Raw genomic sequence first — 13,839 nt, 5'->3', positions numbered from 1 at the left:
CTGGAGGCATGCCCTCCACCATCGACGGGCCGACGCAGTTGTCGCCGGCCCGTATTCGTCTTGCCCTTCTGGCGCTCGCCATGGGCGGCTTCGGCATCGGCTCGACCGAGTTCGTGGCCATGGGGCTGCTGCCGAACCTCGCAGAGGACCTGCTTCCGAACCTCTACGCCGTGTCACCGGCAAGCGCCAACGCGCAGGCGGGCTGGCTGATCTCCGCGTATGCGCTGGGCGTCGTCGTCGGAGCGCCGACCATTGCGGCGGCCGCCGCCCGGTGGCCGCGCAAACAACTCCTGCTGGTTCTCCTCACCGCCTTCACGCTCGGCACCATCGCCTCAGCCCTCCTGCCGACATTCGACCTGGTGCTCGGCGCACGCTTCGTCGCGGCGCTCCCGCACGGCGCCTACTTCGGAATCGCCTCGCTGGTCGCCGCTGACCTGATGGGTCCTGGGAAACGAGCCAGGGGAGTGGCACTCGTGCTCTCCGGCCTCACCATCGCCAACGTCGTCGGCGTGCCGGCCATCACCTGGCTGGGTCAGGCGGCCGGCTGGCGTACGGCCTATCTGGCCGTCGCGCTCATCTTCGTCGTCACTTTCGTAGCGGTAGCCCTCGCCGTGCCACTTCAGGCCGGAGACCCCGCCGCAACCATGCGCAACGAACTCCGCGCGTTCGGCCGCATACAGGTGTGGTTCGCCCTCTCCATCGGCGCCATCGGATTCGGCGGGCTGTTCGCCGTCTACACCTACGTTGCGCCACTGGTCACGGAGGTGACCGGGCTCGGCGCCGGCCTGGTACCGATTGTGCTGGTCGTCGTCGGGCTCGGGATGACCGTCGGCAACTTCGTGGGCGGCGCACTCGCCGACCGCAGCGTTCGCCGCAGCATGTATGTGTTCTTCGTCGTGCTCATCGTCTCGCTATTAGCCCTGGCACTGACGGCGCAGTTCGTGGTCGGGCTGTTGGCGAGCCTCTTCATGATCGGAGCCGCGGCATCCGCTCTCTCACCGACGATTCAGACCAGACTGATGGATGTCGCGCACGGCAGTCAGTCGATCGGTGCCGCGCTGAATCACTCCGCCCTCAATATCGGAAACAGTCTCGGCGCGCTGCTCGGCGGAGCAGCCATCGCCGCCGGTCTCGGTTACGTGGCCCCTGCCTGGATCGGGCTGGGACTCAGCGTGCTCGGACTGGTGCTGGCCTTCGTGACGTTCGGCATCGACCGGTCGCGCCGGCGCAGTGGCAGAGTGGTGCCTTACGGGACGGCGACAATCGCGGTGCCGATGCGCTGAGACGGGAGGCGTGCTGCGAACGGATCAGTCGGTCTCCAGGAGGATGCCGTCGTGGATGGCGCGCTTGCGCAGCGCGACCTTGGTTCCGACGTCGTGCCCGGCCAGACGGTACTTCTCCCTGATGCGCTTGAGGTACGACTTGGCGGTCTCTTCCGAGATGCCGAGCTGATAGGCCACGGCCTTGACCGGCTCGCCTGCACCATAGAGCGCCATGACCCGGCGCTCCTGCGCACTCAGCCTGGGCGAGCCACCGTCGGCGCCATTGGTCAGGGCGAGGTCGAGTTCGGCCGAGATGAACGATTCACCGGCATACGCGGCACGGATCGCCTCCGCAATCATGCTCGCCTCTTCACTCTTGACCAGGTAACCGAGCGCCCCGGCGGCCAGCGCCTCGCGCACAACCGCCGGTTCAGAATAGGTGCTCATCAGCACGGTCTTCACCCCGGTGGTCTTCAGCGTCGAGATCTTCAGTGACACCGGGATGCTGTCTTTGAGGTCGAGATCGAGCAAGACGACGTCGACGGGAAACTTCGGATGCGTGAGGAGACCCGGCCAGGTCGCCACCGCGGCGACCATATCGATGTCGTCCGCGGCATTGCGGATCCATTCGGTCAGGGCCCCCAGGAGCATCCGATGATCGTCAACGATCGCCAGTCGGATCGGTCCACCTGTACTCGTCACTATTTTCCTCCTGCTGGCTGTTCGCCCGAACGGTGCCGGAGCGACTATGCGTCTGCCGGGTTATCGACACTGCAATCGATTTCGACCCTGATGCTTCCACCCCGGTTCGAATCGACATGCCGGCCGACCACACGGATAGCTTGCCACGTTTCCGGGTCCACCTTCCGTCGGGGCACACCGGTTGTCGACAATTCGATCGGAAATCTAATCGTTCGATCTGGCCGCATTCCGGGCGCGACCGTGATCGGTCCAAGCGTGAGCGACACCGTGCGGCTGGCGTCCCCGGTGAGGAGCCAGATCGTCAGGAGTAACGCATCGCGCTGCTCGGGTGCCAGGAGGCCGGCCAGGCCAGAAGGATCCGTCACGGTCACCGATGGGGCGAGAAACTCCGACTCGGTCACGGCATGGTGTAACCAGGTTTCGGTGCGACCTTCGATGAGGTGCAGCCTCAACTGCGTGGCGAGGGATGCCGCGGTGTTGGCCATGTCCGTCGACAACGGTAGTTCCGTGCGCCCCTCCGCGACGTCGTCCAGAAGTCGTTCGGCGTCGAGGTCGAGGCGTGCCAGCTGCTCTGACGCGAGCATGCCGACCGCGAACCGCGGTTGCGACACCGTGCTCTGCACGAGCACCAGGTCGAGTTCGAGTTGCACCATGCGCCGGAAGGACCGCACGATGGCAACCCCGAGCAGGGGAGGCACAACGCCAAGGCCAATGGTGAGGATGCTGGGGGCGAATGTGAGCGGGTCCGTTCGCAGAGCGAAGACGGCCCCTGTCGTCATGACCAGACCGAGTACGACGGTGGCGGCCATGACCTCACGAGTCTCCCGCACCGTCACGACCGACGTGAGCAGTGCGCCGACAGCCGGCGCCGCAGTGGGGAAGACGCCATCGCCACGTACGTACGCGCACCCGGCGAGATCAAGGACAACGACCAGCGCAGCCAGGACCAGCACAACCGGGAATACCCAGCGGGGGATTCGGGCGAGCCGACGCTGCATCAGCGTGAGCGCGATCGCCGCCACCGCTGCGAGCACGATCCAGGCCGCGAGCACCAGCAACGAGGATGGATTATCGTCCCACTGCACGATGAAGCGAAAGAGCAGGAAGAGCGCGATCACACCGCCGCACAGGCTCAGCCCGATGCCGAGATGGCGACCGCCGAGTCCGTTCTGGTTCGCCCTGGCGGTCTTGACTGTGCGCTCCGGGCGCTGGAACCCGCTTCGACGGGCGCGGCGCTGCTGCTCTTGGCGGTGTCGCCCCTCGCGGCCCACCCGGATTCCGAGGGTGTTCTCCTCGACGTTCGGCTTGCTCATTTGGGCACCTCGAGCACAACCGTTGTTCCCGAGCCAGGGGAGGAGAACAACCGGGCATTGCCGCCGACGTCGCGCAGACGTGCGACCACAGATTCGGCGAAACCGAGCCGTTCGGAGCTGATGCCGCCGAGATCGAAGCCGACACCGGCATCCGTCACCATCGCTCGAATCGTGGTCTCGTCATCCGTGATCGTGACGTCGGCCCGGTTTACGCCGGAATGCCTGCGCACATTCTCCAGGCACTCAGCAAGGGCAAGGAGGAACGAGTCGAGCACATCGCTGGGCAGGAGCACCTGTCCGCTGCCGTGCCAGTCGACCTCGAGACCCATTCGGCCGAACCGTTGCTTGACTGACTCGAGGGTGGTTCCGAGGCTGGAATCGCTGGCCGGCTGGAGGGTGAAGACACCGGAGGTGCGCGGCGTGGGCATCCCGCCCAGACGCAGTTGGCGCAGGAGCCTGGCATCGTCGCCGGCCTGCTGGCGGAGTGCGTCTGGGTTCACGCCGACCCCAGAGTGCGCGAGAAGCGTGAGCGTTGCCAGCACCGTGTCGTGCAGCAGCCGGGCGTCCTGCCTCCTTCTCGCCTCGAGTTCGCTGGCGTGCCGTTCGGCATGGTGGGCGCGACCGATTGCGGCAATACGATCCATCACCCGTGGCACGCTCTGGCCGATCCACCAGCCGCCGAGAATCGCGGCAGCCCAGCCGACTACGGTGAGGATGAGTGCGTTCGCCGCGATCCCCGAGCTGACGGTGACGACGGCGACGCTCCCGACGGTCACCACGACGATCACGCCGAGCATCGCCAGCCGTGGAATCGTGGTGAGGAGAACCAGGGCGACCGGCGCGACTGCGCCGCCGATGACAACTCCGATCACTGACGCGCCGACGACGTTCAGCTCCTGGTCGGTTGTTGGGGCAAGGCCGACAAGAAGAACGATCGCGGTGCCGCAGGCGGCGACCAGGACGGGCAAGGCAGCCGAGCCGTTCCGGCCGATCAGGTAGAGGAAAACGGTCTGCGCGAGCAGGAGCGCGATGCTCCCGACAAGCGTCCCGACCGGGAGCACGCCGGGAACCAGGGCGACCAGGGCGACCAGTATGGCGACTGCAGCGCCGGCCAGACCGGCCTGTCTCGCCGTTCGGCGAAGCAGGCGATCGCGCTCTTTGCTGATGCGGTGCATGCTGCCCTGCCGAGAATTGAAATGAACTGCGTTACACAGCACAATATCGGGCAGCGGCCATTCAGCGAAGCGGAGGAGCCTCCAACAGGCGCCGCAGCTGGGCGGCGACCAGCTCGGTCTCGATGAGAAAGCCGTCGTGACCGTACTCGGAGGAGAGCACCACAGGCTCGTTCCCGTCGAGGTTGCCGGCCAGATGCCGGGCGATCTCGCGCTGGCCGTCGACGGGGAACAGGCGGTCGCTGTCGATGCCGACAACCACGCTGGTCGCGCTCACCCTGGCCAGAGCGGAGGCGACGCCACCGCGGTCTCGCCCGACATCGTGCGAATTCATGGCCTCCACCAGGGTGATGTAACTGTTGGCATCGAATCGCCTGGTGAACTTGTTGCCGTGGAAATCGAGATAGGACTCGACAGCGAACCGGCCACCGGTTCCCAGCGGGCTGATGCTGCTCTGCCAGCTGCGTTCAAACCGTGCGTTGAGCTCGGCAGCGCTTCGGTAGTTGAGCATCGCCATCCGTCTGGCCAATGCGAGCCCATTCGTCGGGCCCTGGCCGTCTGGAGCGTCGTAATACACGCCGGACTCGAACCCCGGGTCGGAGCGGATCGCTTCGAGTTGCACGGAGTTCTGCGCGATCTGGTCGGCGGTGCTGACCGGAGGTGCCGCGAGAACGGCGAGGCGTTCGACCCTGTGCGGGGAGTCGATCGCCCATTCCAGGGCATGCATTCCGCCCATGGAACCGCCGATGACAGCGGCCCAGCGGTTGATTCCGAGCCTGTCGGCCAACGCGACCTGCGCCTGTACCTGGTCGCGGATGGTCAGGTAGGGGAACCTGGTGCCCCACTCAGTGCCGTCTGGAGCCAGCGAAGCGGGGCCGGTGCTGCCCTGGCAGCCGCCCAGCAGGTTCGGAACGACGACAAACCAGCGGTCAGTGTCGATGGAGAGTCCCGGCCCGACGATGCCGCGCCACCACCCGTCGGTCGCGTGGCCGTTCCCGGATGCACCGGCCACGTGGCTGTCGCCGGTGAGCGCATGAAGAACGAGAACGGCATTGCTCGCATCTGGCGCGAGTTCGCCCCAGGTCTCATAGGCCAGGCGAACACGTCCGAGGGAACCGCCGGCGGCGAGCCGAAGCGGACCGACGTCGGCAAAGAGGCGGTTGCCGAGCGGGTCGCCGTCGCGCCAGGCGCCCGTTGCCGGTGGCTTGCCGAGGAGCGACCGCGCCTGCGCTTCCGTGACGAAGCTCGACGGGACCGTCTCTGCCGATGTCTGCCATTCCATATGCTCCCATTCTGCCGGGCCGGGCAGGGAGCTCTGCGATTGTTACGCGTCGAACGGTTGTAGATGGTCGAGCGGTTGTGGATGAGGGAGTTAGGCGGAGGCCTTTGCACCTTCGGCGACCGCGCGGGCGGCGGCAAGTCCGGTCTCGAGGTCGACCTTCAGGTCATCGACATTCTCGATGCCGACCGAGAGGCGCACGAGCCCCGGTGTGACGCCCGCGGTCAACTGCTGCTCCGGGGAGAGCTGCGAGTGCGTGGTCGACGCCGGGTGAATCACGAGCGAGCGCACGTCGCCGATGTTGGCCAGGTGGCTGAAGAGCTCGAGGTTGTCGACGAACGCGCGTCCGGCATCCACCCCGCCTTTCAGCTCGAACGAGACGACGGCTCCGACACCCTTTGGGGCGTACTTGTTGGCCGCCGCGTACCAGGGGCTCGACGGCAGGCCGGAGTAGAACACCTGGGCGACGTCGGGGTGGCTCTCCAACCACTCCGCGATCTCCTGGGTGTTCTGCACGTGGCGCTCGATCCGGAGGCTCAGAGTCTCGATGCCCTGGATGAGCTGCCAGGCGCTCGCCGGAGCGATTGCCGCTCCCAGGTCGCGCAGCAGCTGCACACGCGCCTTGATGATGTAGGCGATGCCGTCGCCGAGCACAGTGGTGTAGCTGGCACCGTGGTAGGACGGGTCCGGCTCGGTCAGGCCGGGGAACTTCTCGACGTTCTTCGACCACTCAAACTTGCCGCCGTCGACGATGATGCCACCGATGACCGTGCCATGGCCGCCCAGGAACTTGGTCGCAGAGTGCACGACGATGTCGGCGCCGTGCTCGAACGGGCGGATCAGGTACGGGGTCGCGATGGTGTTGTCGACGATCAGCGGAATGCCGTTCGTGTGAGCCACGTCGGCGACGAGCTCGATGTCGAGCACATTGATACGCGGGTTGCCGATGGTTTCGGCGAAGAGCAGCTTGGTGTTCGGCCTGACGGCAGCGCGCCATTCTTCGACGTCGTCCTGGTTCTCGACGAATGTGGTCTCGATGCCGAGCTTGGCGAGGGTGTACTTGAACAGGTTGTACGTTCCGCCGTAGATCGAGCTCGACGAGACGATGTGGTCGCCCGCCTGGGCGATGTTCAGCACAGCGAGGGTCGTTGCCGACTGTCCAGACGAGAGCAGCAGGGCCGCGGTACCACCCTCGAGTGCGGCAACGCGCTCTTCGACGACGGCCTGGGTCGGGTTCTGGATGCGGGTGTAGATGTTGCCGAATTCAGCCAGCGCGAACAGGTTCTGGGCGTGCTCTGCGCTGTTGAAGACGTAAGACGTGGTCTGGTAGATCGGAGTTGCCCGAGCATTGGTGACGGGATCAGGCGCCGCGCCGACGTGGACCTGCTTTGTCTCGAACTTCCAGGATGCGGACGAATCGCTCATGAGGGGGTCTCCCGGGTTTTTCCTCGACGAGCCTGGACCATCCAGCGCTCTGCAGCGAGCTTAGGCACCCCGATCGAATCGGGCAATGGACTGCGCAACACGACGACTTATTGGGCGCACGGTCTATTGGGCGCGCGGCGGCTTCGGTGATTTCTCCTGCTTGCCTGGCGGCGCAGGCGGTTCAGGTCCGAGCTCCGCGAGCAGGTCTGGCAGCACGATGGTTCCGGTCGCCGTGGACGGTTCCTGCTTGAAGAGCCATCTGGCGCGCGGCTCCACCAGCGGCCGGAATACTCGCCGCACCACCCTCGTCGAGAAAACAAGGGCGATCACGATGCTCAGCACGATCATCGCGGGCAGCACCCACGGCTGTTTCGGCCCGTCGAGCGCCCCGGTCTCGCGCAGCGGGTAGAGCAGAAAACTGTGCAGCAGGTAGATGTACATCGTCGCAGCGCCGAGCGCCGTGATCCAGACCTTGCGACGTGGCATCAGTAGCAGGAACGCCACGGTGAGCGCGAAGCCGAGCAGGATCAGGCCGAGACGGATGCCGCCTGCCCAGAATTCGCCATAACCGAATTCGGAATACGCCTCGTCGTAGAGCAGGAACCGGCGGATCTTGAGGGTGCGCAGCAACTCGATGTTCAGCCCGATGCCCAGGGCGAGGATGCCGAACAGGGCGATGGCCCCCGCACGCCAGCGCCAGAGCACGGCGGGGCGCAGTGCCAGCCAGCGCCCGGTGATCTGCCACTGCCGCAGCTTCCAGCCGAAGACGAAGAACGGCAGGAACCCGAGTGTGCGCGACAGGGCGAAGGCAGGACCGATGGTCTCAAGGTAACCGGCGCCGACGGAGATGACGATGCTGATCAGGAGCGGGTAACGCAGCAGCACGAGGTACGGGAGGCCCAGTCGCCAGATGGCGAGCGCCATCAAGAACCACAGTGTCCAGGATGCCGTCGAATAGTCCAGCCAGAAGTCACCACCGAGCAGCCAGTGGATGATCGTCCAGATCGTTTCAAAGATCAGGTACGGGAACACGATGTCGGTGAGCAGCCTCTTCAGCTGCCGCATGCCGGGAGGGCCCGACTTCGCGAAATAGCCGCTGACGCCCATGAAGACCGGCACGTGGAACGCGTAGATGAACAGGTAGACCGAATACGCGACATCCGATTCTGCAATCAACTTCAGAATGGCGTGGCCGACGACCACGAGGGTGATCGCGACCCAGCGGGCGTTGTCCCAGATCGGGACACGCCGTTTGTGCGTGTTCGGGCTGTGGGTGACGGAACTCATTGGCTCCATTCTCTCCGGTAGAGGCTGCAGAATGGAGCAATGGGTGCAAAGAGAGTGGTCGTGACCGGTGCGAGTTCAGGGATCGGAGCGGCCACCGTGCGCCGGTTCCGCGCGAACGGGTGGGATGTCGTCGGCGTGGCACGGCGAGCCGACCGGCTGGCGGCGCTCGCCGAAGAGACCGGTGCCGCGGTGTTCACAGCCGACCTGACCAGCCAAACGGATGTCGACGGCCTGCGTGACTATCTCGCGGCATCCGGACCAGTGCACGCCCTCGTCAACAACGCCGGCGGTGCCATGGGACTCGACTCCGTCGAGAACTCGTCGATCGACGACTGGGCCTGGATGTACGAGATCAACGTGCTCGCGGTGAAGCGCGTCATCAGCGCCATCCTGCCCCTGTTGCGATCGAGCGTGCAGCACGGAGGTTCGGCCGACATCGTCACCGTCACCTCGATCGCCGGGCACGTCGCCTATCTCGGTGGCGGCGGGTACAACGCAGCGAAGTTCGCCGCGCACGCCATGATGGAGGTGCTGCGGCTGGAGCTGAACGGTGAACCGATCCGGGTGATCGAGGTTGCGCCCGGCATGGTCAAGACCGAGGAGTTCGGGCTGGTGCGCTTTCGTGGTGACGCCGAGAAGGCCGCAGCGCCGTACGAGAACGTGCCCGACCCGCTTACCGCAGACGACGTCGCAGAGACGATCGTGTCGAGCGTTGAGCGCCCCGCGCACGTGAACCTCGACCTGGTGACCATCAAACCGGTCGCCCAGGCAGCGCCCTCGCGCCTGGCGCGCGGCGAACTCACGGTTCGCGCGGAGGCATGAACGCCATGACCGAACCCGTGCCCACCGAAGCGGCCGTGACCGAACCCGTACGGGAGATTCTGGAATGGACCGACTTTGCGGATGCGTCCAGGCAGCTGGCCACGATGGTGCGTCGGAGCGGGTTCGACCCTGACGTCGTCATCGCGATTGCCAGAGGCGGCCTCCTGCTGGCCGGGTCGATCTCCTATGCGCTTGGCACCAAGAACTGCGGCAGCATCAATGTGGAGTTCTACACCGGCATCGATGAGCGACTGCCAGAACCCGTGCTGTCCTCTCCCATGCTCGACTCGCCTGCGCTCGCCGGCAAACGGGTGCTGCTGGTCGACGACGTCTCCGACTCCGGTCACACCCTCGCGCTTGTTGTCGCACTGCTCAGGGACTTCGCCGCCGAAGTGCGCACCGCGACCCTGTACACCAAGCCGCGCACCGTGCTGGCTCCCGACTACACCTGGCGCGAGACCGACGACTGGATCGTGTTCCCGTGGTCTGCGCTTCCTCCGGTTGAGGGCTGAGCCCACCAGCGCGGGAGTCGAGAATGATTATTCGAAGACCTCATTGACAAGCCGACAGGGATTACAGATGCTTCGGGCTCGGTCGGTGGCGCCGGACGTCTGGGGCCGAGCCTATTTCGCCATGCAGGCGATTGCCGGATTCGGGTGGTGGATCGCTGTGTTCGCATTTCCGGTGGTGCGCGAGGCGACCCTCGGTGGTCTCGACCCGGTGGCAGTCGCCATCTTCGACATTCCCTTGTTCGTCGTCGGTTCGGCCGTGGCGGCATTCGGTGTGAGAGCCGCCGCGGTCGTGAGCGGCGTCTGGACGGGCTTCGTCGCCATCGCACTCGGCGTGTACGCCACGGTCACGACCGAAGCTGGCTGGGGCGTACTCATCATGGGTGCGGCCGTCGCGGGCTCGCTGATCGCGTTGTGCGGCATCGTGCTCGGACGCGTTCCGACTCGATGGATCATTCACGGTCCGTTCGCATTCCGCCCCGCCGTCATGCGCCAGTCCGCTGCAACAAACGTGGTTTCGACGTTCGCGCAAATCGTCGTCTTCTGGGGATTCTTCCTGGCCGTTATTCCGCTTGTCATCGCCGTTCTTGAACGGCGCTGGGAGGTGGCGGTTCCCTTGCCTCCGTTCACGGCCGGTGTCGGCGTCGCCATCCTCGCACTCGCCAGTGCACTCGGCATCTGGTCAGCGGTCGTGATGTCGACGCTGGGTGATGGCACGCCGCTGCCGTCGGCGATGCCGGGCCGCCTCGTCGTCGCAGGTCCGTATCGCTGGATCCGAAACCCGATGGCGGTCGCAGGCATCGTCCAAGGCGTCGCGGTCGGTCTCATGCTGCAGTCGTGGCTTGTCATCGCCTATTCAGTCGCGGGCTCGCTGCTGTGGAACTACGCGGTCAGGCCCCTCGAGGAATCTGACCTTGAGGAGCGATTCGGCGACGACTTTCGTCACTACCGCAACACGGTGCGTTGTTGGATTCCCAGGTACGGACGGTCCAACTGGTCACCTAGGCTCGAAGCATGAGTGTGCACCTGGTAGGCGGCGGCTGGAACGCAGAGAACGATGCGGCCGTGTTCGGTCCGTTCCTGGCTGAAGCGGCGGCTCGCGCCGCGGCATCGGGTCGCTCTGAACCTCGCATCGCCGTCATCGCGGTGCGGGATGGCGACGGTCACGACCACGCCGCCAAGCTCGTCTCCACTCTCGCCGCCAGCGGAGAGTTCGAACCCGTCATCACCGCGTTGGCGCACGGCGGCGAGCTCGAACTGCCTGCCGTGGCGGATGTCGATGGCATCGTTGTCGGGGGCGGACTAACCCCGGCATACCTGCGCGCGGTCTCGCCGATCGCGGGTGAGATCCGCAGGCAGGTGGCCGGGGGCGCGCCGTATCTCGGATTCTCGGCGGGCGCCATGATAGCCGCCGAACGAGCGATGATCGGCGGCTGGCGCATCGGCGGGGTCGAGGTGAGCCCTGAGGCTGGCTCTGAGGATCTGGATGAAGTCACGATCGAGCAGGGAATCGGGCTCGTCGACGTCACCGTTGACGTGCACGCGGCGCAGTGGGGAAACCTCTCCCGACTGATCGCGGCGACCGAGGCCGGCCTGGTGGATGGCGGACTCGCCATCGACGAGAACACCGTTCTGTCGGTTGGCGAAGGCGCGCTTTCGGTCGCCGGCGCCGGCAGCGTCTGGCGAGTGAGCCAGGCAGATGGCGGTGTGCTCGTCGGGACGTTCGGTGCCTGAGATCGGGGAACTCTCCGAGATCGGAGACCTCGACCCCGGATGGGCGGCGGCGCTGCAACCGGTGGCAGGCGACATCCGTTCACTTGCCGAATTTCTGCGTGCGGAGACCGCAGCTGGTCGCCCGTATCTGCCGGCAGGCGAGAACGTGCTGCGGGCGTTCCGTTACCCGCTCGCCGACGTGCGTGTGCTCATCGTCGGGCAGGATCCGTATCCGACACCCGGTCATTCGATCGGCCTGTCGTTCGCTGTAAACCGCGATGTTCGGCCGATTCCGCGCAGCCTCGCCAACATCTACACGGAACTGAACGCCGACCTCGCGGTGGCCCCGCCTGCCCATGGCGACCTCACCCCGTGGGCGGAGCACGGCATCATGCTGCTCAATCGCGTACTGACCGTGCGCGCCGGTGAGACCGGTTCGCACCGTCGGCGTGGCTGGGAGCGTGTCACAGAGCACGCCATTCGGGTGCTGGTCGCCCGCCAGCAGCCGCTGGTCGCAATTCTGTGGGGGCGGGATGCCGCCGGCCTTCGCCCCCTGCTCGGCGAGACGCCGATCATCGAATCCGCGCATCCGAGGCCGCTGTCCGCCCGTCGCGGCTTCTTCGGGTCGAGACCGTTCAGTCGGGCGAATGAGCTTCTGGCGGCCGCCGGAGCAGCACCCGTGGACTGGTCGCTGGAGTGACCGGCCGCTGGAGCAACTGGGCACTCCAGTAACTGGGCACTCCAGTAACCGGGCACTCCAGTAATCTTGAGCCTGGAAGGGAGCGCGCGTTGCTCGAAGAGGAATACCAGCCGCGGCGCCGGCTGCCGCGGCACCTGAGGCCGGCGTCAGAGCCGGAGGCACCGTTCGAATACGCGCTCAGGGATGCGACAGCGGCCGACCTCCCGTACGTGCGCGAGATCTACAACCATTACGTGGCCAACAGCACGGTCACCTTCGACGAAGACGCGATGTCCCTCGCCGACTGGAAGGACAAGTTCGCTTACCTGACGAAGCTCGGCATGCCCTTTTTCGTTGCCCAGTCGCCGACGGGTCAGATTCTCGGCTACGCGCTGGTGTCGCCGTGGAAGCAGAAGAAGGCCTACCGTTTCACCGTCGAGAACTCGATTTACCTCGGTGCAGCCTCGACCGGCAAGGGACTCGGCCGGGCCATGCTTGCTGAACTCATCAACCGATCGACGGCTGCCGGCCTGAAGGAGATCATCGCCGTCATCGCCGACCAGGGAGCGGATGCCTCCATCCGGCTGCATGAAGAGTTCGGCTTCGTGGAGATCGGGCGCATGGGAAGAGTCGGCTTCAAGTTCGAGCGCTGGCTCGGCACCGTGCTCATGCAGAAGAGCCTCAAGTAGGGCCGCTTCACGCTGAGAGGGACCTTTCCGGTCGAGAGTGACCGGCGGAACGGGCGCTCTCGACCGGAAAGGTCACAGTGACTGCCGGGTGGGAGCTCAGGGGGCTTCGCGGCGCGGGCTTCACGGGCTCAGCGGCGCGGGCTCAGCGGGCTCAGCGGCGGCGACCGGGTGCGGAGAGGCGCCCGATGGTGTTCAGCACTGCGCGGCGCGGGGAGAGCGTCGAGAGCCTGGCGAGCACCGCATTCTGCGTGCCGCTGACCGCGTGCGGGGGGACGGACGCGCGGTCGAGTGCGGCGAAGGTCGTGTGCATGACATCGTCGACTGACAACTGGCGCCGGTAGAACGAGAGCTCGTCGTTGCCGGCGACCTCGGTGAACTCGGTGCGTGCCGGTCCAGGGCAGATGGCGGTCACCTTGAGTCCGGTGCCTCGCGTCTCGTACCAGAGCGCCTCTGTAAAGCTCAGCACGTAGGCCTTGCTCGCGCCGTACACCGCCATGTGAGGCACCGGCTGGAATGCCGCGGTGCTTGCCAAGTTCACGAGTGCTGCGCCGTGCGGATGCTTCAACGCCGTCGTCAGCAGGCCAGGAAGCAGCGCGTGCGTGAGTGCGGTCAGCGCGCGCACATTCACGTCGACCTCTTCGAGTTCGCGAGCCGGATCGAGGTCGACGAACGTGCCGTAGGTGGCGAAGCCGGCGTTGTTGACGAGGGTGCCGACCGTGATCTCTCTGGATCGCAGGTCAGCGACCAGCTCTGCCACGGCATCCGTTCTCGACAAATCGAGCGGGATCACCGTCGACACGGTGCCATAGGTCTCGGCCAGTTCGACAGCGAGGGCCTCGAGGCGTTCCTGCCGCCTGGCGACCAGAACGAGGTCTGCGCCGCGTTCGGCCAGCGCGTGGGCGTAACCGACACCGAAGCCGCTCGAAGCGCCGGTGACCAGCGCCGTCGTGCCCATCGGGTTGAACTCTGCGGAAACCATTGGATCAG

Annotated in this window: 14 protein-coding genes; 7 read left to right on the top strand and 7 right to left on the bottom strand. The window is 65.9% G+C overall.

The annotated features are described in order from the left end of the window. Positions 1-8 precede the first annotated feature (8 nt). On the top strand, positions 9-1,283 hold the full coding sequence (locus K323_RS24450; RefSeq protein ID WP_022884328.1) for an MFS transporter: 1,275 nt from the start codon (positions 9-11) through the stop codon (positions 1,281-1,283). A 24-nt stretch (positions 1,284-1,307) separates the two neighbouring features. Here the strand turns inward: K323_RS24450 and K323_RS0105695 are convergent, their stop codons facing one another. The 6 genes from K323_RS0105695 to K323_RS24445 all read right to left on the bottom strand — a co-directional run bounded on the left by K323_RS0105695 (position 1,308) and on the right by K323_RS24445 (position 8,440). After that, positions 1,308-1,964, bottom strand: coding sequence for a response regulator transcription factor (locus tag K323_RS0105695; protein ID WP_022884327.1), 657 nt, complete (start codon positions 1,962-1,964; stop codon positions 1,308-1,310). A gap of 44 nt (positions 1,965-2,008) precedes the next feature. Beyond that, the gene (locus K323_RS0105690; protein ID WP_022884326.1) at positions 2,009-3,277 is read right to left on the bottom strand and encodes a hypothetical protein; all 1,269 of its coding nucleotides are present in this window, start codon (positions 3,275-3,277) and stop codon (positions 2,009-2,011) included. Continuing rightward, positions 3,274-4,452 (bottom strand): sensor histidine kinase, encoded by a 1,179-nt coding sequence (locus K323_RS0105685; RefSeq protein WP_022884325.1) that lies wholly within the window; start codon positions 4,450-4,452, stop codon positions 3,274-3,276. Before K323_RS0105685 ends, K323_RS0105690 begins: the two co-directional genes overlap by 4 nt. Before the next feature lie 61 nt (positions 4,453-4,513). Beyond that, a complete protein-coding gene (gene metX, locus K323_RS0105680) occupies positions 4,514-5,731 on the bottom strand; it encodes a homoserine O-acetyltransferase MetX (protein ID WP_022884324.1) in 1,218 nt (405 codons plus the stop codon). Positions 5,732-5,821: 90 nt separating this feature from the next. After that, on the bottom strand, positions 5,822-7,153 hold the full coding sequence (locus tag K323_RS0105675; RefSeq protein ID WP_022884323.1) for a bifunctional o-acetylhomoserine/o-acetylserine sulfhydrylase: 1,332 nt from the start codon (positions 7,151-7,153) through the stop codon (positions 5,822-5,824). A 123-nt stretch (positions 7,154-7,276) separates the two neighbouring features. Next, entirely contained in the window at positions 7,277-8,440 is a 1,164-nt protein-coding gene (locus tag K323_RS24445; protein WP_084697036.1) for an acyltransferase family protein, read from the bottom strand. A gap of 39 nt (positions 8,441-8,479) precedes the next feature. On the opposite strand from K323_RS24445, the gene K323_RS0105665 reads away from it, so the two are divergent. The 6 genes from K323_RS0105665 to K323_RS0105640 all read left to right on the top strand — a co-directional run bounded on the left by K323_RS0105665 (position 8,480) and on the right by K323_RS0105640 (position 12,852). Continuing rightward, a complete protein-coding gene (locus tag K323_RS0105665) occupies positions 8,480-9,262 on the top strand; it encodes an SDR family NAD(P)-dependent oxidoreductase (protein WP_022884321.1) in 783 nt (260 codons plus the stop codon). Positions 9,263-9,267: 5 nt separating this feature from the next. After that, positions 9,268-9,774: a phosphoribosyltransferase gene (locus K323_RS0105660; protein WP_026851286.1), complete on the top strand. Its 507-nt coding sequence runs from the start codon at positions 9,268-9,270 to the stop codon at positions 9,772-9,774. Between the two features lie 67 nt (positions 9,775-9,841). After that, on the top strand, positions 9,842-10,789 hold the full coding sequence (locus tag K323_RS0105655; RefSeq protein ID WP_022884319.1) for an isoprenylcysteine carboxylmethyltransferase family protein: 948 nt from the start codon (positions 9,842-9,844) through the stop codon (positions 10,787-10,789). After that, positions 10,786-11,505 carry a Type 1 glutamine amidotransferase-like domain-containing protein gene (locus K323_RS0105650; protein WP_022884318.1) on the top strand — a complete coding sequence of 240 codons (720 nt, stop codon included), beginning with the start codon at positions 10,786-10,788 and terminating at the stop codon, positions 11,503-11,505. Before K323_RS0105655 ends, K323_RS0105650 begins: the two co-directional genes overlap by 4 nt. Next, the gene (locus K323_RS0105645) at positions 11,471-12,184 is read left to right on the top strand and encodes a uracil-DNA glycosylase (protein ID WP_051147209.1); all 714 of its coding nucleotides are present in this window, start codon (positions 11,471-11,473) and stop codon (positions 12,182-12,184) included. Before K323_RS0105650 ends, K323_RS0105645 begins: the two co-directional genes overlap by 35 nt. Positions 12,185-12,273: 89 nt before the next feature. Then, on the top strand, positions 12,274-12,852 hold the full coding sequence (locus K323_RS0105640) for a GNAT family N-acetyltransferase (RefSeq protein ID WP_022884316.1): 579 nt from the start codon (positions 12,274-12,276) through the stop codon (positions 12,850-12,852). 151 nt (positions 12,853-13,003) lie between these two features. Here K323_RS0105640 and K323_RS0105635 read toward each other — a convergent pair whose 3' ends face one another. Next, a complete protein-coding gene (locus K323_RS0105635) occupies positions 13,004-13,831 on the bottom strand; it encodes an SDR family NAD(P)-dependent oxidoreductase (protein ID WP_022884315.1) in 828 nt (275 codons plus the stop codon). Between the last annotated feature and the right edge of the window lie 8 nt (positions 13,832-13,839).

This window comes from Glaciibacter superstes DSM 21135 (assembly GCF_000421145.1).
Lineage (GTDB): Bacteria > Actinomycetota > Actinomycetes > Actinomycetales > Microbacteriaceae > Cryobacterium > Cryobacterium superstes.
This window is presented reverse-complemented; position numbering and strand designations above follow the sequence as displayed.